Consider the following 22,010-nt stretch of genomic DNA (forward strand, 5'->3'; position numbering starts at 1 on the left):
TATGGGTTTGCCCATTATATTTTCAATTGACGACGATCCACAGGTTTTGCGGGCCATCAGCCGCGACCTGAAAGCCCAATATAGGGACAAATACCGCGTACTGAGCACTTCTTCCGTTAGCGAAGCCATGGAAAGCCTGGTCGAACTTCAAAATAAAGGCGAAGAAGTGGCCATATTTGTTTCCGATCAGCGCATGCCGGAGATGCAGGGCGTTGATTTCCTGGAAAAAGCAATGGCTATTTTTCCGTTCGCCAAAAGGGTTTTACTCACCGCTTACTCAGATACAGATGCGGCCATTAAGGCGATCAATGATGTACAGCTGGATTATTACCTGATGAAACCCTGGGATCCGCCCGAAGAAAAGCTGTATCCCGCCATCGACGAATTACTGCACGACTGGCAGGCTAATTACCGTCCTGACTTTACGGGCATTAAAGTGATAGGTTATCAGTTTTCTCCTAAGTCACATGAAATCAAGGACTTTCTTGCAGGTAATCTTGTTCCGTATCAATGGATGGATGCCAGTTCGAGTGATATAGGCAAGCAGATCATCAAAACCAACGGACTTTGCCCGACGGACTTTCCAACAGTAATTTTCGAAGACGGGACACTTCTGAGAACGCCGTCTTTGCTGGATGTTGCTTCGCATATCGGATTGAATGCAAAGGTGAAGCTGCAAGTTTATGATGTGGTCATTATCGGTGCGGGCCCGGCAGGGTTGGCGGCATCCGTATACGGCGCATCGGAAGGTTTAAGTACTTTATTGATCGAGCGCAAAGCGCCTGGTGGCCAGGCTGGTACAAGTTCAAGGATTGAAAATTACCTTGGTTTTCCAGCAGGTTTGAGCGGGTCAGAATTGACCAGGAGGGCCATTACGCAAGCCACACGTTTTGGAACAGAATTCCTTTCGCCACAGTCGGTGAAGGAGATCAAATTGAAGGATCAGTACAAAACCATTGTGCTGGAAGACGATACGGAAATCAATGCGAGAGCGGTCGTAATAACAACCGGCGTTGACTATCGCAAGCTGGAAACCAAAGGAATAGCGGAGTTTACGGGCAAAGGCATTTACTATGGCGCTGCCAGCACAGAAGCCAGTTCCTGCGGTAATAAGGATGTTTACGTCCTTGGCGGAGGTAACTCGGCGGGCCAGGCAGCCATGTATTTATCCAAATTCGCCAAAAACGTTTACATTATCGTCCGTAAGAACGATCTCACTTCTTCAATGTCGTCCTATCTTATCGACCAGATCAAAAACACAGATAATGTCTCGATCCTGGGTTGTACGGAAATTGTGGAAGCAAAAGGGGACGAGCATTTGGAGGCTTTAAGATTGGTTGACCTCAATTCCTCGGAAGAGCGTGAGGTTCCGGCCGATGCGCTGTTCATCTTCATCGGGGCCAGACCTTATACGGATTGGGTTGGTTTACAGATCATTAAAAACAACAAAGGATTTATAGAGACCGGCCGCGATATGAAGAGTCACGAGAATTTCAAGCAGGTCTGGAAAATGCAGCGTGACCCTTATTTGCTCGAAACCAGCTCGCCCGGCATTTTTGCCGCAGGCGACGTACGTGCCGGTGCCATGAACCGTGTCACTTCGGCAGTCGGAGAAGGTTCTATGTCGATTAGTTTTGTTCACCAATATTTAAGTGAAGTATAATGGATCAGGTTTGTCAACACATTAAGGAAATCACCGAAATCAAAAAAGAGGCTGCTCACGTATGCGAGGAATGCGTGAAAGTGGACGGCAGATGGCTGCACCTGCGGACCTGCCAGACCTGCGGCGCAACATTATGCTGTGACAGCTCGCCGGCCAAACACATGACGCAGCATTATCACCAAACCGGCCACCCAGTTGCCAGCTCGGCGGAGCCCGGCGAACAATGGCTTTGGTGTTACAAGGATGAATCATTTGTCGAATACAATTAAGCATTGAAATTTCGGGATTGAATTTTGTAACTTCGTTTATGGAAAAACCGACTTCAATCCCGGAGTTTTATAAAGACACTTCACAGCTGATCCCGGAGCCAGTCCAGAAGGAGATAGGCCATTTTAACATTTTCCGGACGGAGGATCTTTTCAGGGATTCCAAGCCGAAAGCAGTTCCTTACAACCGGCGGGCTTACTATAAGATCAGCCTCATCCTGGGCAGGAACCGGGCTGAGTACGCGGATAAAGTTATTGATATTGAGCATAATGCATTATTTTTTGCTACGCCGCAAATTCCTTATAACTGGCAGCCCTTGGACGATAAGCAGTCCGGAATGTTCTGTATTTTCTCGGAAGATTTTCTTACCCAAAACAACAGCGGGATCTTGTTAAAGGATCTGCCTGTTTTCAAGCCGGGAAATGTTCCCATTTTCTTTCTCAATGATGAGCAGCTTGCGGACGTAAAGCACATTTTCAGTAAAATGTTCAAAGAGGTTTCTTCCGATTATGCATTCAAATATGATCTGCTGCGTAATTATGTGCTTGAACTGATCCATAGCGGGCAGAAGTTACAGCCGGCAACAGGTCTGTTTAATGAAACCAATGCGCATAAGCGCGTTTCTTCCCTTTTTATTGAGCTGCTCGAACGCCAGTTTCCTATCGAACCGCCGCACCAGAAACTCATGTTCCGTTCGGCAAAGGATTATGCGGATCAGCTGGCGATCCATGTCAATTATCTCAATAAGGTTTTAAAGCTGGTAACGGGCAAAACCACGACGGAACTCATCATTGAGCGCATTATCAAAGAATCCAAGATCTTGCTGAAACACACAGACTGGAACATTTCCGAGATCGCGTACAGCCTCGGATTCGAGGAACCTTCACACTTTAACAACCTCTTCAAAAAACACACAACATTAAGTCCGCGTGCGTTTCGCATGTGAGATTTGATTTTTGTAAGTTTTGATTTGAAACCGGCAAGCTTCCCTTTGCTGCATGGCATAACTTTGTTCCATCAAAAAATCAAACTAACAAAAAGATGGAACAAGGAAATAAAATAGCGCTGGTAACAGGCGCCAGCAGAGGATTGGGGAAAAATATGGCGCTCAATCTCGCTCAGCAAGGAACCGACATTATTGTCATATATCGCAGCAAGGAACAGGAAGCGATTGAAGTTGTGAAGACGATCGAAGCCATGGGCAGAAAAGCCGTCGCTATGCAGCTCGATACGGCGAACACAAAGCTTTTTGATACATTTTTTACGGATCTTCAATCCGTTCTGGAAACTACCTGGAACCGGAAAACTTTTGATTTTCTGATCAATAATGCCGGCATTGATGCCAATTCTAAATTTACTGATACAACAGAGGAGGATTTCGACGCTTTAATGAATGTGCATTTCAAAGGCGTTTACTTTCTGACCCAGAAAGCATTGCCTTACATTGCAGACAATGGCCGCATTATCAACCTTTCCACTGGGCTAACCCGTTTTGCAACCCCGGGTTATGCAGCATATGCATCTATGAAAGGCGCTATTGAAGTGTTAACCAAATATTTGGCGAAAGAACTGGGACACAGAGGCATTACCGTGAATATCGTGGCACCCGGGATCATTCACACCGACTTCACTGAACGAGCATTCAAGGCGCACGAGGGATTGGAAGCGCAGATTAATTCCATCACTGCATTGGGCCGGGTAGGAGAGCCGCAGGACATTGGCGCGGTGGTTGCGTTCCTTTGCACCGAAGGCGCCCGCTGGATCAATGCCCAGCGGATCGAGGCCTCGGGTGGGATGAACCTTTGATGTTAAATCTTCTTACCGGCGAGTTTCAAATGCAGGTCAATATCGTTCTTGATGACTGCATCGTCTGGCAAGGCAGGATCGGTGGCGTAAGTGATACCCCATTTGGTCCTGTCTATTTTTAATTTAGCTTCTACTTTGAGATTATCTCCGTTCAAGTCAATTTTCGCAGGAAATGAGATGGAATGCGTGATTCCCAGCATCGTTAAATTTCCGGTCACCAGTTGATTCGCGCCTGCAATTACATTCTCACCACTTCCGTTGTAAGAGGCGACGCCTGTAATGTTGAACTTTACTTCCGGGTGAAGCGCCATGTTAAAGAAGTCCGGGCTTTGCAAATGGTGCACCAGCGCATGCTTCAATTCCTCTGTCGGCAGGTTAAAGTTGACGATAGAGGCTATCGGAATGGTGAAAGAACCGCTCTTGACCTGTCCTTCACGAATGACCAGGCTTTCACTTTTGATGGCAATGGAACCTTCATTGAAATACTCATTTCTGAGATATCCCTTCCATTCTGCAACGGAGACGGATTCATCGAGCTTGAAATTTGTTGATTGCACATCGTGATCTGCGCAACCGAATGCAATTGAAATTGAGGCTAATAGACTACAAAGTTGCTTTTTCATTGTTGTTTTTGTTTTGCTTGCTTGATCATGGCTTTGATTTATGATGCAAAACTAAGACGTGCACGCACGGAAGCGCCTACGCAAAACGGAGTAAAACCTACGCAAGACGAATTATCCGTAATTGATCTTGGAATAGGTATTCGTTTGAATAAATGTGATATTTACAGGGAGGAACCAGAACTAAATCCCCTGTAATGTCAGTAAAAGGGCCTATAATATTGATTGAAGACGATTCCGATGACCAGTTTCTGCTTAAAAGCATCGTGGAGGAATTGCAGATACCAAACCCGATTATTTTCTTTTCAAATGGTCTGGAAGCATTGCTTTTCCTGGAAACGACCACAGAGCAGCCGTTCATCATTTTTTGTGATATTAACATGCCGGTTATGAACGGGCTGGAACTCCGCCAGCGTATTGAGCAGAATGAGTATTTAAAGAAAAAGTCGATCCCATTCGTGTTTTTGAGCACGGCCGACAATCCCCACATCATATCCGTTGCCTACGAGGCCACGATCCAGGGATTTTTCAAAAAAGAGAATAGTTTTGAAGATCTGAAAAAACGGATCAGGATCATTTTCGAATATTGGCAAAGCTGCCTGCACCCGAATAATTACGTATAGCGCAAGCAGCATTCAATGCGAGGCGTCTATTTCACCCAAAGACTATCCGTGAAATAGTGTTTGCAATCCAGGAAGTGTTCGATCACTTTGAAGCCATTATTTTCTGCCGTTTCTTCGATTTCTTTTAATGTATATTTTTTAGACAATTCTGTACGGATCAGCTCGTTCTGCGCGAAGTCGTAGCATTTGTCGATGCGTTGCAAATGTATTTTCTGCGCCGCCAGACTTACCAGATAACTCCTCACTTCGCCGTTGATAGGGTTATAATGGGAATAGAAGTCAAATTGATTGGTTTTGATGTTCCCGCCCAGTTCGCGATTGATCCGCGTAAGGAGATTCATATTGAATGCTTTGGTAATTCCTTGCGGATCATCATAAGCGTTGCGGATTGTAGCCGGGTTTTTCTGTAAATCGAAGCCTGTCAGCAATTTGTCTCCTGGCTTCATGCTTTGCTTGAAGCTGGTGAGCAGATCGTTCACCTCATCTTTTTCATAATTCCCAATGTTGCCTCCCAGAAAAAGAAACAAGCTGGGCGTTTCGGAAGAAGCCAGCTCCTCAATCATTGAAAAGTAATTCCCGATCATCGGTTTGATCTGTAAATCAGGCAGATGGTTGAGCATATTAGCTTCGAGCTCTTCTATGGCTTTTGCGGAAATATCAATTGGCACATAAGAAAATTGCACCCCGTTCTCAACCAGCGTTTTAAGCAATTGGCGCGTCTTGATGCCATCACCAGCCCCGAACTCCACAATGTTAAAAGGCTGATCAAAGTTTAGCCGATCAAGGATCTGATTTCCCTGCAAAGACAGGATTTCGAATTCACAGGCCGTAGGGTAGTATTCAGGCATTTTCATGATATCCTGAAAGATGACGCTGCCTATATCATCATAAAAATATTTGGAAGAAATGTGCTTCAATGGCGCCGAAAGGCCTTTGTGTATATCTTTTGCGAATGTATTGTCCGACATAATGTTGTGTTGATTCAATTACTTCACCAGCCTGATGCCCGTGTATTGCCAGCGTTCGTGTGCTTGAAAAAAGTTTCGGTAAGTTTTGCGGCTATGCTCAGGTGAGGTAGCAACAGATGCTCCACGGAGCACCATTTGGTTAATCATAAATTTGCCGTTGTATTCGCCCACAGCGCCCGGCGCCTTCGAAAAGCCAGGATAAGGCAAGTAGGCGCTATTTGTCCATTCCCAGCGCTTGCCCCATTGGAACTGATCCGATGCAATTTCCCACTCCGCTTCTGTTGGCAACCGCATGCCTCTCCATTGCGCGTAGGCAGAAGCCTCGTATAGGTTAATGTGGCTCAGGATCGCTTCCGGGTTCACTGGCTGTAACCCGTCCAGCGTATAGTAATGCCACGCTCCTTTTATTTTGTGCCAATACATGGGAGCATTGATCGCATGGTCGTTGACCCAAGACCAGCCTGCATCCAGCCACAGGTTAAAATCCTGATAACCGCCCGCTTCCATAAATTCAATATATTCGGCGTTGGTAACCAGTGCTTTGGAAATTTCAAAATCGTGCAGATACACTTTATGCCTGCCCAGTTCATTATCAAAGCAAAAGCCGGAACCATTGAACCCTATCTCGTAAACGCCCTCCGAAATCTGTGCAAATCCGGATTCTTCATTAGCGTCATTCACCAGATTGTGGCCCGATTTGTAAACCGGAAACAAGGGATTATGACCCAGGATATATTTAATGTCGGTAACGAGCAGTTCCTGATGTTGCTGCTCGTGGTGCAGGCCGAGTTCTACCAGCGTTAATGCTTCGGGATCTGTTAATGTTTCGAGCAGGTCGGACATATGACGATCCACATGTTGCCGGTAAGCATACACATTTTTGGTCGTCGGGCGTGTAACATTTCCCCTGTCGGTGCGCAGGGTGCGTTCGCCTACATTGTTATAATAACTATTGAAAAGATAGTTGTAGTCGTTATCAAAAACCTGGTATCCGGGGTGGAAAGGTTTGAGGATGAATGTTTCAAAAAACCATGTTGAATGCGCCAGGTGCCACTTCGGCGGACTTACAAACGGAACAGGCTGCGGGACATAATCTTCGGTTTCAAGAGGCTCACAAATCGTTTCCGAATGTTGCCTAACACGATTGTATGCTTCACTTATGGCGGTGGTTGTCAGCGGATACATATTCTTTTAAATCTGTAATAGTTCTTATATTCAATGATTGTGCCTGTTCTTTGCGCATCATCAAAGCATAGGCATTATTGAAACCGATCGGTTTGAGCCATTGCAGGTTATACTGCTCGTCAAAGCCTTTTTGAACGTAACTAAAAACCTTCTCACGACTGCCTGCAAGTGCTGCCAGGTCGTTTTTCGAAGGTTTCAGGATTACCAAAAGCCCCGTTCCTGTGTATTCAGGATACATATCGATCTCGTTATTGGTTAATGCATCAAAACAGATCTTCGTTCCGCCAAGTCCCGTTTTTGTTTCAACTTTTAAATCCGTATTCCCTTCGATGAGCGCTTTGTATATGTTGATCAGAATGTATTGCTCGGCAAAGATTTTGGAGCCCAGCCGGATCGTGCCTTTGTTTCCGTTTCGGGGCTTCTTGTATAGGTTATTGGTCAAAATAAAGTCGTGAGCCACTTTTTCGGGACTTTGTTTCAGATAATCAACCCGGTAATTCAGATCGGTCATAGTGGAATCGTTGATCTTTCCGGACAAGAGATTCAATGCGTTTTCCAGTTCCGGATATTGAAGCAAAACCTCTTTTCTAACCAATGGAGAGGCGTAATAGGGCGGAAAAATGCGTTTGTCGTCTTCGAGTGTAATAAGGTTGTATGCTTTAAGCCTTCCGTCCGTGCTATAACCGCTGATGACATCGATTTTCTTTTCATATGCCGCTTTATACATCACCGCATCGCTGATCACAACGGTCGGCATATCCAGTTTGTATTTTGATTTTAAACCCAGATAACCATCTTCACGCACCATGAACTCCGGTGTAAAGCCACCCAGAATTTTCGCATCAGCATAAGGAAATATGTAAAATGAGGAAAGTAAAAGCAGTAAAACAGGCAGAATAGAGGACACTTTACGCATCTTCCTGACATTCGCTCTTTGAACCAAAGACAGCAGCATATCAAAAAATATGGCGAGCAATGCGGCCGGGATTGCGCCGGCCAGGATCATGTTGGAATTGTTCAACGCAATGCCTCCGAAAATAAATTCGCCCAAACCGCCCGCTGCAATGTATGCTGCAAGTGTCGCAACGCCCACATTAATGACCGTCGCCGTGCGAATCCCAGCCAGGATCACCGGCATAGCAAGCGGAAGTTCCACATTAAACAAAACCTGCCAGCTACTCATGCCCATCCCACGGGCGGCTTCCGTCACCGCCGGATTCACGCCGCGAATGCCCGTATAAGTGTTCCTGATGATGGGGAGCAACGCATACAAAAACAACGCAGTGATCGCCGGAAGCGCGCCGATGCCGAGCAGCGGGATCATAAAGCCAAGCAATGCGATGCTCGGAATGGTCTGCAACACGCCCGCAATGCCCAGGACGAGCCATGCTGCCTTATTTCGCTGCGCGATCCAGATTCCCAGCGGGAGTCCTATCACGACGGCGATCAGCAAAGAAATACATGTCAACCCGATGTGCGCAAGCGTCTGGCTCCAAAGTTTATCGGATTGCTGCGCCATGAATTCCCACAAACTTTGCTGCACCTCCATTAAATCTGCTGTTTTAACTTTTGGTAAGCTTCCTGAATGTTGGAAGTCGTGAATAACTTTAATGTATTGGCAGCCTGATTACGAACAGCCAATGCTTCATTTCCGGATTTTGAAAGGAGCTCCATCCCCGACCATAAGCTCGTGCCAGCACTCACCTCGGCATTAGGCGTATTATGCACGCTGTTATGCGAAGCAAAATCGGTAGTAGTAACCACATCCCAAATGTCCTCAAAGGTGATCGCGCTCAGTTCGAGAAACAAGCGCTGGTGATCAAAGAATGTTCGGGCAAATGTATTCGCGGGTTTCAGAATCAGCTCTTTTGCGGTTCCGGTCTGGACGATTTTGCCTTTGTCCATTAAACAAATGCTGTCTCCGAGCTCAAATGCTTCCTGTACATCGTGCGTTACGAGCACAATGGTTTTTTGTTTCAATTCAGGCAATTCCAGAAACTCCTTCCGCACCCCAGCGCGCGTAATCGGGTCCAGCGCGCCGAAAGGTTCGTCCATTAATAAAACGGGCGGGTCAGAAATGAGCGCACGCGCAATGGCGACACGCTGCTGCTGGCCGCCGCTCAGTTCATCCGGATATTTGTGGCCGAACGTTTCCAGCGGAAGCTTCAACTGGTTCAGTAACTCCTGCGCTCTTTTGCGGGTTTTGGCCTTATCCCATTTCAATAATTTAGGAACAACCGATACATTTTCCTCAACAGAATAATGCGGGAAAAGACCATTGCTCTGGGAAACGTAACCGATTGTACGTCTGAGCAATTCCGGTTGCTGATCAAAAATATTCTGGCCATTGATGGAAATAAAACCGCCCGACGCATCGATCAGGCGGTTAAGCATCTTCAATGTTGTGGTCTTTCCACATCCGCTGGTGCCCAGCAAAACCATGGTTTCACCTTCTTTTACTTCAAAAGAAATGTCATCAACTACCCGGATATCATTAAAAACTTTGCTAATGCGTTCGGCAATGATCATGAGTTTACTGTTCCAGCGTCATGAAAAGATTGTTCAGCGATTCCGCGTAAGTCGGGTGCGCGAAGACGCCGTTCATCAGGCGGTCGTACGTAACATTTCCCATCATGGCCATTTGCAGAATAGTCACGATCTCTCCGCCTTGTTCGGCCAGGACCGAGGCGCCCAGGATCTGTTTCGTTTTGGCGTCGATTACCGCTTTCATCATCCCGCGTTCGTCGCCGGTTTCAATGGAGCGTGCTACGCTGTCATTTTTTATCGTCGCTACAAGTATGTCGAGCCCTTGCTCGCGCGCTTCCTGTTCCGTGATACCCACGCGGCCTAACTGCGGATCGATGAACATGCAGTAGGGGACGAGCCTGTCTTTTGTGGATGCATTTCCTTTGCTGATAACATTCTCGCTGATAATGCGGTAGTCGTCGTATGAAATGTGCGTGAATGCCGGGCCACCTTTCACGTCCCCCAATGCATAAATGCCTGCCGCAGACGTTTCCAGCTTATCATTCACTTTTATATAACCCTTTTCATCGACGTCCACACCGGTTTTGTCGAGGCCAAGCTCTTTTGTTTGCGGCCTTCTGCCCGTTGCAACAAGGATATGCGAGCATTCCAGCACGGTTTCCTTGCCGTTTTCATCAACCGTCACGGCAATATGATCTCCATTTTCGGTAACTGATTTCGCTTTGGTGTTTGTAAGAACCGGAATGTCTTCCTCTTTCAAAACCTTGGTAACTTCCTCCGCAATGTCTGCATCTTCCTTTTTAAGGATCCGCCCTGATGGCTCTATGATGGTCACTTTGCTTCCGAATCGCTTGAACATTTGTCCGAATTCCAGTCCGATATAGCCACTGCCGAGCACGAGTAAATGTTCGGGAATGCTGTCGAGTTCCATGATGCTGGTGGAAGTCAGGTAATCAACACTTTCAATGCCATCTATCTTTGGAACAGAAGGTTTTTCCCCTGTATTGATGAAGAATTTATCTGCAGTAAAAACAGCTGTTCCGCCATCATTCAATGTTACAGTAATTTCCTTATTGCCTGAAAACGTTGCGGTTCCATAAAACAGGTCCAGGTTTTTTGTTTCCTGAATGCTTTTCTCGGAACTGCTGCGCATGCGGTGCACAATGTCGTCCTTACGCTTTATGATAGCTGAAAAATCAACATAAAAATGATCGGTAATAACGCCTAAGCTTTTATTGTGATAGACAGACCAAGCTGCTTTTGCAGAAGCGATCATTGCTTTGGTAGGGGAGCACCCATCGTTCACGCAAGTCCCGCCGACCCATCTTTTTTCTATTAATGCTGTTTTTAAGCCAGACTCGGCTAATTTTCTGGAAAGGGGCGTTCCGGCTTGTCCGGAACCGATTGCTATGGCATCGTAATGTTGCATAGAGGCGGTGTGTTAATGGGATGTAAGATTTGAAAATGCAATTACACCAAATAACAACAAAAGCGTGCCGTCGGGACACGCCTTTTGCAATATATTCCGTCAGATTTTAAGAAAAGTAAGCCCGGGAATTTTCCTTATCAATATTGATCTGTCGAACCAGCATATCCAGGCTTTCGAATTTTTGCTCCGGACGCAGGTAATGCAGCAGTTCCAGTTTTAGATCTTCGCCGTAAATTTCTTTATCAAATTCGAATAAGTTGGCTTCGATCGTCCGCATGGTTCCGTCCACGGTCGGCCGTACGCCAATGTTCAGCATGCCCTTGAATTTTTCACCGTCGTAAGTTGCTTGAATGACGTAAACGCCGTTCATCGGGATCAGCTTATACGACTCGTGCAAATGCACATTCGCTGTCGGGAAGCCGATGGTGCGGCCCAGTTGCTTGCCTTTGACCACAGTGCCCGAAAGCGTGTAGGGTCTGCCTAATAAGCCATTCGATTCGCCTATATGCCCGGTAACCAAGGCTTTACGAATCCTGGAAGAACTGATGGCAAGATCCTCAATGTCTTCGCGCGGAATCTCTTCCACCTCGAAACCATAGGAAGCACAATTTTCCTGCAAAAACTCAAAGCTTCCCTCGCGGTTGCGTCCGAAACGATGGTCGTAGCCAATTACCAATTTTTTGGTCCCGATCTTTTCAACAAGGATTTCCTTAATATACTCGTGGCATGACAGCTCTGAGAAAGCCCGGGTAAAAGGGACGATCAGCAAATGGTGAATGCCCAATTCAGAGAACAGCTCAATTTTTTCATCAATGGTCGAAAGGAGTTGCAAACCCTGGCTGTCATCTGAAACAACCATACGCGGGTGCGGCCAGAAAGTAAGCACAACGGTTTCTCCGCCAGACTGTTCACTGATTTCCCGAAGCCGGGAAAGTATTTTTTTATGTCCAAGATGCACACCGTCGAATGTGCCACTTGTTACGACGCCATATTCCAGTTTTTCAAAGGAATCCAGGCTGTGATAAATATTCATTCGTCCACTTCTAACTTCAATTCAAGTCTTTTTTGCTGAATGAAATCGGTAAGATTCCACGCATCCTTCAATTCAAACGCTCCGATCCGGGTCCTGCATAAAGCGCTCATATAAGCGCCACTGCCCGCCAGCTGACCGAAATCGCGAACCATACTGCGAATATAAGTACCTTTTGAACAAATGATCCTAAAATCAACCGAGGGAAAATGCGTGGCGTCAATTTCAAAAAGCGAAATTTCAACATTGCGTTTCTTAATCTCGATTTCTTCGCCGCGCCGCGCCTTCTTGTAAAGCCGTTCGCCATCGACACGCAATGCCGAGTAAATCGGGGGTGTCTGTGCGATGCTGCCTGTTAATGCCAGCCGGGCACTTTCCAGAATTTCTGCGGTGATGTGATTTGTTGGATATTCGGCATCGAATTCGGTTTCCAGGTCGATAGAAGGCGTTGTTTTGCCCAGAACCAATGTCCCTGTGTATTCCTTTTCCTGCGCCTGATAGGTGTCGATCTGCTTTGTTTTCTTGCCGGTGCACAATATAAGCAAGCCCGTAGCCAGCGGATCCAATGTGCCGGCATGACCGATTTTCTTGAATTTGCAAGCTCTTTTGAGCTTATTGGCCACGTCAAATGAAGTCCAGGTCAAAGGCTTGTCAATGAGAATGACTTCGCCTTCGTCCGGTATGTTATTTTCGTTATTCAAATTTTGGAATGCGTATTAAATGAAGCGCTTAGACAACGTCCAGCTTGTAGCCTGAGGCAAGCAGCCCTAAAAGGATCAGCCCGAGAATGATGCGGTAATAACCGAAAACTTTGAAACCATACTTGGTCAAAAAGCTGATAAAGAACTTGATGGCCAGCATAGCCACCACAAATGCAACTGCATTCCCGATCAAAAGCACTTTAATGTCTTCCGCTTGAATGGTGTCGTAGGTTTTCAGCAACTTATAGCCGCCTGCTGCTGCCATGGTTGGCACTGCCAGAAAGAAGCTGAATTCTGCTGCCTGCTTGCGCGAAAGCCCCTGCAACATTCCGCCGATAATGGTGGAAGCTGATCTCGAAACGCCCGGAATCATAGCTATGCATTGAAAAAAACCGATTTTAAGCGCATCAAAGTAAGAAATCTCTCTTTCGCGGGTGTTATCGTTGGCAATGCGGTCGATGAAGATCAAAATGATACCGCCTACAAGCAGTGAAACGGCAACCACCACAACGTTTTCCAGCATCGCATCAATAAAATCATTGAGCAAAAACCCGATGACAGCGGCCGGAAGAAACGCTACAAATAATTTGAAATAGAAATCTGTGGTCTGGAAAAATCGCTTCCAGTAAAGCACCAGAACGGATAATATCGCACCAAACTGGATATTAACCGTGAACATTTTAGTGAATTCCAAATGACTGATCCCCATGAAAGAAGAGGCGATGATCATATGGCCGGTAGAGGAAACGGGCAAAAATTCGGTAATTCCTTCAACAATTGCTAAAATAATGGCTTGCCAAATGCTCATGAATTACGAGGTTTACGTAGAATCGCCCAAAACTCGATGATAAAGCCGCTAATGGTCACCAGCGGGCCCAATGTCAATCCCAGAAAGCCGAAACCGAATTCCGTGCTGTCGAATGTCATGATCAGGAATCCGGCAAGGATCAATGCAATGCCGATTAACATCGTCGTGTAGTTCGATGTCGAAAATGGAAGTTTGTTTTTTGTGTTGTTCATCAGTTTGCGATTTACTATGATCTGAACGGTAATGTTTTTTGAAAAGAATGCCTCAGTAAAGGTCATCCAGGGCCATTCTCAGATAGCGCGTAAGCGATTGGTAAGTGCTGGCTATGCCGATTAAAATGCCAAGAATAAGGACTGTTCCAACCAGGATAATGATCTTGTCATACTCCTGCAACATGCCCAAACCTTCCACATTCCGAACTGCAAGCTGTTGCAAACCAACCAGCAATGCACCGGCCAGAACGCCGCCGATCAGTCCCTGAATGGCGCCACGCATTACGTAAGGACGCTGGATAAAGCCATTGGTGGCTCCTACAAGCTGCATACTACGGATCAGGAAACGCTGGGAATAGATGGCAAGGCGGATGGTGTTGTTGACGAGCAACACGATGATAATCAGCATGATCAATGCAAAGCTGGCCAGGACCACGTAAATTTTGGTGACGTTACGGTTAATGTTATCTGCCAGATCTTCCTGATAAACGACCTCGTAAACGCCTTTGATCTTTTCCAGCTCTTTCTTGATCGCCTGCAATTTGGCTTCTTCGAAATAATCTTCCTGGATTTTTACACGGTAACTGTCACGCAAAGGGTTTTCGCCCAAGAAAGTAACAAAATCTTCCTTCGTCCCTTCAATAAATTCTTTGGCAGCTTCTTCTTTGGAAACAAAGGTGATCGGCTTTACTTCCGATGACGCAAGGACAAATGGTTTCGCCTGAATTACTTTTAATATGGAATCCTGGCCCGCCTGGGTTTCTTCTTTATTCAGGAATACGCGGACCTCAATGTTTTCACGGATAATGGAAACCAGTTTTTTGGATTGGATCACCAGCAGCCCGCAAAAACCGATCAGGAACAATGCAGCCGTGAGGCTCATTACAATCATTGCATTGGGGTAACTTCCAATCTTCTTTTTTTTAGGCATAAGAGCGTAAGGTTTCGCTTAGCAGTTGGTTCAGACTCAGGAATGAACGATGGCAAAAATAAGCATTATAATGGCATATGGACAGAAACAGCCGGTTTGTTAACTATTTTTAACTTTAACAAAACGGCGCAGGCTAGTTTCTCCGGCCCATTTCGTCGCGGATGCTGGCAGCTTTTTCGTAATCCTCTTTGGAAAGTGCATCGTCGAGCATGCGCTGCAACTCGTCGAATGTAAGGTCACGCAGCTGGTCTTTGGATGATCCCGTTGTTCCCAACGTTTCTTTCACACCATCTTCCTCATCTTCTTCATCCTCTGTTAATGAGCTCGACACGATGCCTGCTTCGGAAAGAATGGCCTCGTAAGTGAAAATAGGAATGTCGAACCGTAAGCCGATGGCGATGGCGTCGGAAGGACGCGCATCGATTTCCACTTCCCGAAGATTATCCGTGCAGACGATCTTGGCATAGAATATGCCTTCTTTCAGGTCCGAGATGACGATTTCTTTTAATGTATAATTCATTCCATCCGCAAACGATCTAAAGAGATCGTGCGTCATCGGACGGTTTGGGACAATATTTTCTATCTGAACGGCAATGGCCTGTGCTTCGAACACACCAATAATGATGGGCAGGCGACGGTTACCCAGCTCTTCGCCCAGAACCAGTGCGAAGGAACCTGCCTGTGATTGGCTTGGAGACAGCCCGAGTATTTCTAACTTGATTTTTTTCACGTTTAAACTAAATGCGCAAGTTTGGTTAACAGTTGTGGTGAATATGCCTGAAAATGTATTCGAAGTTGCAAAAATAATTAACCCGTACTGCATAAAAAAATGAAGTACGGGTTAAGAATGTGCTCATTGACAGCCGGATGGAAATAAAGCGGCTTAATTATCTGATTTTTAAGCTATTTTTTCAAATGCGGCCAGTCAGTATTTATTACAATTAATTTCAATATGCGCAGAAATCGCATTTTTAGAGATTTTTCGCAGCTTCTGTCAGTTTTGGCAGAATTTCGAAAACATCGCCGACGATTCCATAATCAGCTGCCTTGAAGAACGGGGCTTCGGGATCCTTATTAATGACCACAATGCATTTGGAACCGTTCACGCCGGCCAGATGCTGGATGGCACCGGAAATCCCGCAGGCAATGTAAAGGTTCGGCGCAACTTTAATCCCTGTTTGGCCTATGTGCTCATGATGCGGCCGCCAGTCGAGGTCCGAAACGGGCTTTGAACATCCCGTTGCTGCACCCAGTGCATGAGCGAGATCAACCAGCGGCTGCCAATGCTCAGGCCCCTTCATACCGCGACCGCCGGAAACAATAATCTGCGCTTCGGTAAGAGATAGTTCAGAATTGGCTTTCTCAACATTCACAACGGACGCCTTGAAGTCAGCATCACGCAATTGCGGGGAGAATGTTTCCACAACCGCATTGGCAAAAGCAACATCATCCTCATTGATCTCGATGACATTCTTCTTGATTACAAGGATTTTTACATCTGATTTCAATTCGGTTGTAGCAAACGCTTTTCCGGTAAAAATCCCGCGTGTTACTTTAAATGAACCATTAATCTCAGGCAAAGCTGTAACGCCGGAGACGACTCCCGCTTTCAACTTGGCCGCAGCACGGGCCGCCATGGCATCACCTAAGCCGGATTTGGAAAGAATGATGATTTTGCTGCCTTCCTGCCCGGCCGCCTGCGCCAATGCATCCGCATAGGCAAGGCTGTTTTCGTGCGATAGTTTTTCATCCGAGGCATGCAGGACTTTGACGGCGCCATAGTTTCCAGCAATTTCCAGTGCAGACGCATCCGCTTTGCCAATGGCCAGCACTACCGCCTTATCACCCGTTTTCTCCGCCACTTTTGCGCCGTAAGCCACTGCTTCCAGCGACGTTTTTTTGATAGAACCATTGTCCAGTTCTACATATATAAGGACTGACATTTTCTTTCTGTTTTAATTAATGATTGTTTCAAAAGATCACAACACTTTTGCCTCTGTCTGCAAAAGACGGATCAATGTTCCGGCTTCGCTGGCCGGGATCATTTTGCATGCACCTTTCGGGGCAGGCAGGAAGTATTTTTCCGGCACGGTCATCTCGTCCACGGACACAGGTTCAACCACGGTTAGCGGCTTGGTACGGGCCGTCATAATGCCACGCATATTCGGGATTTTCCACTCTGCAATCGGTTCCTGACAGCCGAGAACTAGGGGCAGAGGCGCTTTCAGGACTTCTTTCCCTCCATCGATTTCGCGGCTTATCGTAGCCGAACCGTCTGCAATGTCCAGTTTCATAACAGGGGAGTAGGAAGCGATTCCCAGCATTTCGCCCACCAAGCCATGCACTACACCACTGTTATAGTCAATCGATTCGCGACCCATCAGGATCAGGTCATAGTTGTTTTGCTTAGCAACATCGGCGATCTGAACGGCCACGAAGTAGGAGTCGAGGGGATCGGCATTCACCCGGATCGCATCGTCGGCGCCGATCGCGAGTGCTTTGCGGATCTGTGGGTCGGCGTCGGCTTCGCCTACGTGCAGCACGGTTAATGTCCCTCCGGATTGTTCTTTTAATTCAACGCCCCTGGCCAGCGCGTAATCGTCGTACGGGCCGATAATGTATTGGATCCCGTTTTTATTAAGTCTGGTGTCGTTGTCCGTAAATGTTATCTTAGCGGTTGTATCGGGCACATTGGATATACAAACGAGTATTTTCATGAGCTTTTATTTAGAATTATTGCCTGGTATGAATATAACTTTGTCCGGGCAAATAAAGGGAAATCTTAAATAGTATGCAAGCATAATAATCCATAATGAACACCACTTTACTCAACAATCTGATCAGCTTTTATGAGGAGGATCCCGCCGATCCGTTCAATGTTTATGCCCTTGCCATCGAGTATGCCAAGTTTGATCCGGCGAAAGCTGCGCATTTCTTTGATATCCTTCTAAATGAGCATCCTGATTACCTGGCCACATACTATCACGCTGGTTCATTTTTTGCTGATAATGAAGATGTGGAAAAGGCTGAGGAAATTTATCGCAAAGGGGTGGCCCTGGCGCTTTTACAAAAAAATACCAAGGCACACCAGGAGCTTGTAAGGGCTTATAACAACTTTCTGGACGAAATGGACGACTAACTGATTGCAGCAAAAATTTGCTCATTGACGTAAAATGCCGTACCTTTCATGATTAGTAAGAGTACTACAATCCAGACTGCTTTCGGTAATTACTTCCTCTGCTCAGTTTAGTTTGATTTTTAAGGAGTTCCCTTGATTTACGGGATAGAAAAAATTATTCATTTAATATTATGGAAAAGGAATTATTTATTCCACTTGTGGTAAAGTGGGCACAGGCGCATGGGTTCAAGGATATCCAGGCCAATATGGAAGGATTTGAAACACCGAAGTCCTACGAACGGGCCGCCGATAATGCCAAATTTACCCCGGATGTTACAGGCGTAAATATGTTCAACAGGCACTATCTGGAAGTCTCAATGAAAACAGACCAGCTTCGGGGAAGTATCTCGAAATGGAAACTGCTCAGCGAGCTTGCAGGCATGAAAGGTGCTAAATTATATCTGATGGCGCCAAGAGGGCATGTCAGGTTCACACGCGAAATCATAGATCAGTACAACATTCCGGCGGAAGTTGTGAAGATCGATTAAAATAAAAAAGGGATTGTTAGCTTCAACAATCCCTTTTTCGTTTTTATGCCTGCGGATATTTCCATTCTCCCCGGTATTCCCTGCTCAAAAGCTTATTCGCTTCGGGATCACCTTCAATCGTCTCTTTTTCCCCGTCCCAGACGATGCTTCTGCCTAATTTTAGCGAGAGCATGCCCAGCAGCGCCACATTGGTTGAACGCTGCCCGATCTCAATTTCACAAATTGGCGGCTTATTCGTCTTGATGGATTCAATGAAATTGGCCCAAAGTTCCTTAATATTCTGGTCGTCCGGCTTGTTAAGCCTGGCATCCTCGTGAATGATAGGTTTCTTTGGATCTGTCGGGTAAAATGTCCACCCGTCCAGCCAGCCCATATGGAAGGTGCCTTCCGTTCCGTAGAAATAAACGCCTACTGCCTGCTGCGGATGTGTTTTCTCTGCATTGTTTGCGGCAAAATTCCGGTGTTCCCATTCCAGCGTAAAACCATCAAAATCATAAACCGCCACCTGATGGTCGGGTGCATCCGTACTGTCCTGGCGGATGGCCCGCCCACCAGTTGAATAAATTTTCTTCGGATATTTTTGTTCGGACCACCACAAAACCTGGTCGAGCCAGTGAATGCCCCAGTCGCCTAATGTTCCGTTGGCAAAATTGAGATAGTTCCGGAAACCGCGCGGGTGCATGGTTTTGTTATAAGGCTGTAATTGCGCCGGACCGCAGTAAAAATCCCAGTCGAGTCCCTGCGGCGGTTCCGAATCAGGCGTTTTCTGTCCCGGGCCGCCGCCATAATGTACAAATGCCCGCGCCATGCCTATTTTTCCTGCTTTACCTGATTTCAGGAACTCCATGCCGGAAACATTGTGAGGCGAAACACGCCTGTGCGTTCCTACCTGGACGATTTTCCCATGCTTACGCGTCGCATTCACCATTGCCCGTCCTTCCTTGATCGTATGCGAAATGGGCTTCTCCACATACACGTGCGCACCCGACTCGATGGCTGCAATGCAGCACAACGCATGCCAGTGATCCGGCGTCGCAACGATCACCACTTCCGGCTTTTCCTTCGCCAGCAGTTCGCGGTAATCCTTATATATTTTTGGTTTGTCCGGCGTTAGCTTGGACATTTCCGCAGCGCAGACTTTGAGCTGGTTATCATCCACATCACAAAGCGCAACCAGTTTGTTTTCTCCCGATTGCAGCGCGCAGCGCAGGATATTGGTTCCCCACCATCCCGTTCCGATCAGCGCCGTGCGGTAAGGCGCGGCGCGGCTAATGGCGCTTAGGAGTGGCAGCGTTGAAAAGGCAGCACTGGATAGTGCGGCACTCGAAAGTGCGGCACCTGCAAGGGCCGACTTCTCTATAAAGTTTCTACGATCCATTTTAATGTTCTTAAACTATTTTTTCGTGAGTTTTTCAATCAGCCAGTTGTTCATGATATCCTTTTCTTCCTGGTAGGTCCAGTGCCCGGTGTCCAGGAAAAGTTTCAGCTCTTTTGGCGCAGTGGTAACATTATAGGCCGCGTACATGGAAGTAGGAGGGCAGGTTTCATCATTATATCCCCAGATATAAAATCCCGGCACTTTAACCCTTCTGGCGAAATTCACCACATCATAGTAAGCCACCGTCGCCACTTTTTCTTTCGTATTATTCCATTTTACACCGTTCTTATCAAAATAATGCGGCCAGCCGCCCGCGCGTCCGTGCAGGTAACCTGTCACGTCGCTCAATGCAGGGTAAAATGCGCCCAGCCATTTCACGCGCGGATCGAGCCCGGCTGTGATGATGGATAATGCGCCTCCTTGGCTTCCGCCGGTTACAGCGAGGTTGGTCCCGTCATATTGCGGCAGGCTGGTCAGGAAATCGTTGGCACGCACGCAGCCGAGGTAAACCCTTTTATAATAAAACTTATCGCGATCATCCATATTATAAGCAGGATAACCATTCAAAAATCCCTGGCCCATATCCAAATACACCGAAGGATCCATTGTCACGGGAATGCCGTGAATGCCGATTTCCAGTGTAATAATGTTGTTCTCGGCAGTGGCTACATCGCCATAGTAAGCTCTCACGCCTGCGCCGGGAACCCTCAGTAATGCAGGATATTTTCCTTCTTTTTTTGGAATGCTCAGAATACCATAAACGCGGACGCCTTTCCGGTTGTTTTGCAGGTTAAGGTGATACACATTCACCTTTTCAGTACAACGTTCGGGCAGGAGCGTCATTTTTGCGTCCATGGGAACGGCGGCAAGTTCTTGTTTAGCCGTCGCCCAGAATGTGTCGAAATCCTGTGGGTTAGCAACGGTCGGTTCAATTTTTTGAGGGTCAAAACCAGCTGTGGCCAGGCCGCGATATTCGTTTCCGTCCACGGTAACCCATGCAATGCATCTCAGGAAGCCAGGCGTCTTGAGTGTTCCGCCGTCAATGGTCAGTTTGCCGTCAGCGGCTGTTTTGGTTTCCTTAATGGTTGGATCCAATTTTTCCAAACCGATCTCGTAGCGTACAGAAGCATTTTTTACCATATTTCCATTTCTCATCACAGTCACCAGGAATTGCACTTTGTCGCCGGTTTTGTAAGTCCAGTCATCCCGGTCCATGGTAACGATCACTTCCACAGGGCGCCTTGCGGGCTGTGCGATAGCAGTTAATAATGAGAGCCAGAAAAGCGCGGCTAATGGTAAAAAACGATTTTTCATAAGTGGACAGATTTCGTCAATTGAGTTAAAATGATTTCAGCTTGTAACGTAAAAGTGACACGCTGCCGGAATCTTTAATAAAAACAGGATAATTTTTGCGAATTGCAGTAATTTGCTTCTCTTTAATTACGGCCTTCGGGGCTGGATCAGTAATATTTTAAAAAGCAGATTTTGATCAGGATTAATAAATACATCAGCGAAACAGGTTTTTGTTCAAGGCGGGAAGCGGATAAGCTGGTGGAACAAGGCCGCGTTATGCTGAACGGCAGAACGGCTGTTCTGGGTGATAAGGCTTCGGCCGAGGATGAAGTAAAAATTGATGGTAAGCCGCTGAAAGTCAGGAAAGCATCGGTTTATATTGCATTTAACAAACCTGTGGGCATAACGTGCACAACGGAGCGCGATGTGAAGGGAAACATCATTGATTACATCCGGCATCCCGAACGCATTTTCCCGATTGGCCGACTGGACAAACCTTCCGAAGGGCTTATTTTCCTGACCAGCGATGGCGACATTGTGAACAAGATATTAAGGGCCGGAAACAACCACGAAAAGGAATATGTGGTAACCGTCGATAAGCAGATAACGCCAGAATTTGTCGCTAAAATGTCGGCCGGCGTTCCCGTCCTGGGCACGATTACCAAAAAGTGTTACGTCAAAAAGGAAGGCAGCCATGTTTTCACCATTATCCTGACCCAGGGCCTGAACCGACAGATCCGGCGCATGTGCGAATATCTGGGCTATCGCGTGACGAAACTGAAACGGGTCAGGATCATGAATGTTACACTGGATGATTTGCCCACCGGGAAATGGCGAAACCTGACAGCTGAGGAATTGCAGACGATTAACGCTGCTGTGGAGAGTTCTGTGAAAACAGAGGAAGGTTCATATCTCTCCGGCTGGGAAGAGTAGGTTTAAATTG

At 46.7% G+C, this 22,010-nt stretch carries 24 protein-coding genes; 8 read left to right on the forward strand and 16 right to left on the reverse strand.

Features of this window, described 5'->3' with window-relative positions; genetic code table 11:
- Position 1: 1 nt before the first annotated feature.
- The 4 genes from NFI80_RS06080 (at position 2) to NFI80_RS06095 (ending at position 3,736) form a co-directional block, all read left to right on the forward strand.
- Entirely contained in the window at positions 2–1,663 is a 1,662-nt protein-coding gene (locus NFI80_RS06080; protein ID WP_235163819.1) for a response regulator, read from the forward strand.
- Positions 1,663–1,932, forward strand: coding sequence for a UBP-type zinc finger domain-containing protein (locus tag NFI80_RS06085; RefSeq protein WP_233798305.1), 270 nt, complete (start codon positions 1,663–1,665; stop codon positions 1,930–1,932). Before NFI80_RS06080 ends, NFI80_RS06085 begins: the two co-directional genes overlap by 1 nt.
- Before the next feature lie 38 nt (positions 1,933–1,970).
- Positions 1,971–2,876: a helix-turn-helix domain-containing protein gene (locus NFI80_RS06090; RefSeq protein ID WP_235163818.1), complete on the forward strand. Its 906-nt coding sequence runs from the start codon at positions 1,971–1,973 to the stop codon at positions 2,874–2,876.
- A 95-nt stretch (positions 2,877–2,971) separates the two neighbouring features.
- A complete protein-coding gene (locus NFI80_RS06095; RefSeq protein WP_235163816.1) occupies positions 2,972–3,736 on the forward strand; it encodes an SDR family oxidoreductase in 765 nt (254 codons plus the stop codon).
- Positions 3,737–3,738: 2 nt separating this feature from the next.
- Here NFI80_RS06095 and NFI80_RS06100 read toward each other — a convergent pair whose 3' ends face one another.
- Positions 3,739–4,359 carry a YceI family protein gene (locus NFI80_RS06100; protein WP_235163814.1) on the reverse strand — a complete coding sequence of 207 codons (621 nt, stop codon included), beginning with the start codon at positions 4,357–4,359 and terminating at the stop codon, positions 3,739–3,741.
- A gap of 194 nt (positions 4,360–4,553) precedes the next feature.
- On the opposite strand from NFI80_RS06100, the gene NFI80_RS06105 reads away from it, so the two are divergent.
- Positions 4,554–4,979: a response regulator gene (locus tag NFI80_RS06105; protein ID WP_233798309.1), complete on the forward strand. Its 426-nt coding sequence runs from the start codon at positions 4,554–4,556 to the stop codon at positions 4,977–4,979.
- Positions 4,980–5,005: 26 nt separating this feature from the next.
- On the opposite strand, the gene NFI80_RS06110 is transcribed toward NFI80_RS06105, so the two are convergent.
- The 13 genes from NFI80_RS06110 to NFI80_RS06170 form a co-directional block, all read right to left on the reverse strand.
- A complete protein-coding gene (locus NFI80_RS06110) occupies positions 5,006–5,947 on the reverse strand; it encodes an L-histidine N(alpha)-methyltransferase (protein ID WP_235163812.1) in 942 nt (313 codons plus the stop codon).
- Positions 5,948–5,965: 18 nt separating this feature from the next.
- Positions 5,966–7,132, reverse strand: a complete 1,167-nt coding sequence (egtB, locus tag NFI80_RS06115) for an ergothioneine biosynthesis protein EgtB (RefSeq protein WP_235163811.1) — start codon at positions 7,130–7,132, stop codon at positions 5,966–5,968.
- Positions 7,101–8,681 carry an ABC transporter permease/substrate-binding protein gene (locus tag NFI80_RS06120; RefSeq protein WP_235163809.1) on the reverse strand — a complete coding sequence of 527 codons (1,581 nt, stop codon included), beginning with the start codon at positions 8,679–8,681 and terminating at the stop codon, positions 7,101–7,103. The genes egtB and NFI80_RS06120 overlap by 32 nt, the downstream gene beginning before the upstream one ends.
- The gene (locus NFI80_RS06125; RefSeq protein WP_235163808.1) at positions 8,681–9,661 is read right to left on the reverse strand and encodes an ABC transporter ATP-binding protein; all 981 of its coding nucleotides are present in this window, start codon (positions 9,659–9,661) and stop codon (positions 8,681–8,683) included. Before NFI80_RS06125 ends, NFI80_RS06120 begins: the two co-directional genes overlap by 1 nt.
- Before the next feature lie 4 nt (positions 9,662–9,665).
- Positions 9,666–11,048, reverse strand: a complete 1,383-nt coding sequence (locus tag NFI80_RS06130) for a mercuric reductase (protein WP_235163806.1) — start codon at positions 11,046–11,048, stop codon at positions 9,666–9,668.
- Between the two features lie 106 nt (positions 11,049–11,154).
- On the reverse strand, positions 11,155–12,081 hold the full coding sequence (locus NFI80_RS06135; RefSeq protein ID WP_235163804.1) for a bifunctional riboflavin kinase/FAD synthetase: 927 nt from the start codon (positions 12,079–12,081) through the stop codon (positions 11,155–11,157).
- Positions 12,078–12,779, reverse strand: coding sequence for a tRNA pseudouridine(55) synthase TruB (gene truB / locus NFI80_RS06140; RefSeq protein WP_235163803.1), 702 nt, complete (start codon positions 12,777–12,779; stop codon positions 12,078–12,080). Before truB ends, NFI80_RS06135 begins: the two co-directional genes overlap by 4 nt.
- A gap of 28 nt (positions 12,780–12,807) precedes the next feature.
- Entirely contained in the window at positions 12,808–13,587 is a 780-nt protein-coding gene (locus tag NFI80_RS06145; protein ID WP_233798317.1) for an undecaprenyl-diphosphate phosphatase, read from the reverse strand.
- Positions 13,584–13,799, reverse strand: a complete 216-nt coding sequence (locus tag NFI80_RS06150) for a DUF3098 domain-containing protein (RefSeq protein WP_235163801.1) — start codon at positions 13,797–13,799, stop codon at positions 13,584–13,586. Before NFI80_RS06150 ends, NFI80_RS06145 begins: the two co-directional genes overlap by 4 nt.
- A gap of 52 nt (positions 13,800–13,851) precedes the next feature.
- Entirely contained in the window at positions 13,852–14,730 is an 879-nt protein-coding gene (locus tag NFI80_RS06155) for a cell division protein FtsX (protein ID WP_233798318.1), read from the reverse strand.
- Positions 14,731–14,863: 133 nt separating this feature from the next.
- Positions 14,864–15,460, reverse strand: a complete 597-nt coding sequence (locus tag NFI80_RS06160) for a bifunctional nuclease family protein (protein ID WP_235163800.1) — start codon at positions 15,458–15,460, stop codon at positions 14,864–14,866.
- A 241-nt stretch (positions 15,461–15,701) separates the two neighbouring features.
- Positions 15,702–16,673 (reverse strand): electron transfer flavoprotein subunit alpha/FixB family protein, encoded by a 972-nt coding sequence (locus NFI80_RS06165; RefSeq protein ID WP_235163799.1) that lies wholly within the window; start codon positions 16,671–16,673, stop codon positions 15,702–15,704.
- Positions 16,674–16,709: 36 nt separating this feature from the next.
- Positions 16,710–17,447 (reverse strand): electron transfer flavoprotein subunit beta/FixA family protein, encoded by a 738-nt coding sequence (locus NFI80_RS06170; RefSeq protein WP_235163797.1) that lies wholly within the window; start codon positions 17,445–17,447, stop codon positions 16,710–16,712.
- A gap of 95 nt (positions 17,448–17,542) precedes the next feature.
- Between NFI80_RS06170 and NFI80_RS06175 the strand changes: the two genes are divergently transcribed.
- The gene (locus NFI80_RS06175; protein WP_235158611.1) at positions 17,543–17,869 is read left to right on the forward strand and encodes a tetratricopeptide repeat protein; all 327 of its coding nucleotides are present in this window, start codon (positions 17,543–17,545) and stop codon (positions 17,867–17,869) included.
- 170 nt (positions 17,870–18,039) lie between these two features.
- Complete coding sequence (locus NFI80_RS06180) at positions 18,040–18,396, forward strand: hypothetical protein (protein WP_026632110.1); 357 nt, start codon at positions 18,040–18,042, stop codon at positions 18,394–18,396.
- Positions 18,397–18,439: 43 nt separating this feature from the next.
- Here the strand turns inward: NFI80_RS06180 and NFI80_RS06185 are convergent, their stop codons facing one another.
- Both NFI80_RS06185 and NFI80_RS06190 read right to left on the reverse strand, forming a co-directional pair.
- Positions 18,440–19,774, reverse strand: coding sequence for a Gfo/Idh/MocA family protein (locus tag NFI80_RS06185; RefSeq protein WP_235163795.1), 1,335 nt, complete (start codon positions 19,772–19,774; stop codon positions 18,440–18,442).
- A gap of 15 nt (positions 19,775–19,789) precedes the next feature.
- Positions 19,790–21,088 carry an acetylxylan esterase gene (locus NFI80_RS06190; protein ID WP_235163793.1) on the reverse strand — a complete coding sequence of 433 codons (1,299 nt, stop codon included), beginning with the start codon at positions 21,086–21,088 and terminating at the stop codon, positions 19,790–19,792.
- 171 nt (positions 21,089–21,259) lie between these two features.
- On the opposite strand from NFI80_RS06190, the gene rluF reads away from it, so the two are divergent.
- Positions 21,260–22,000: a 23S rRNA pseudouridine(2604) synthase RluF gene (gene rluF / locus NFI80_RS06195; RefSeq protein ID WP_235163792.1), complete on the forward strand. Its 741-nt coding sequence runs from the start codon at positions 21,260–21,262 to the stop codon at positions 21,998–22,000.
- Positions 22,001–22,010: the final 10 nt, after the last annotated feature.

Source organism: Dyadobacter chenhuakuii (assembly GCF_023821985.2).
In the GTDB taxonomy this organism is placed as follows: Bacteria; Bacteroidota; Bacteroidia; order Cytophagales; family Spirosomataceae; genus Dyadobacter; species Dyadobacter chenhuakuii.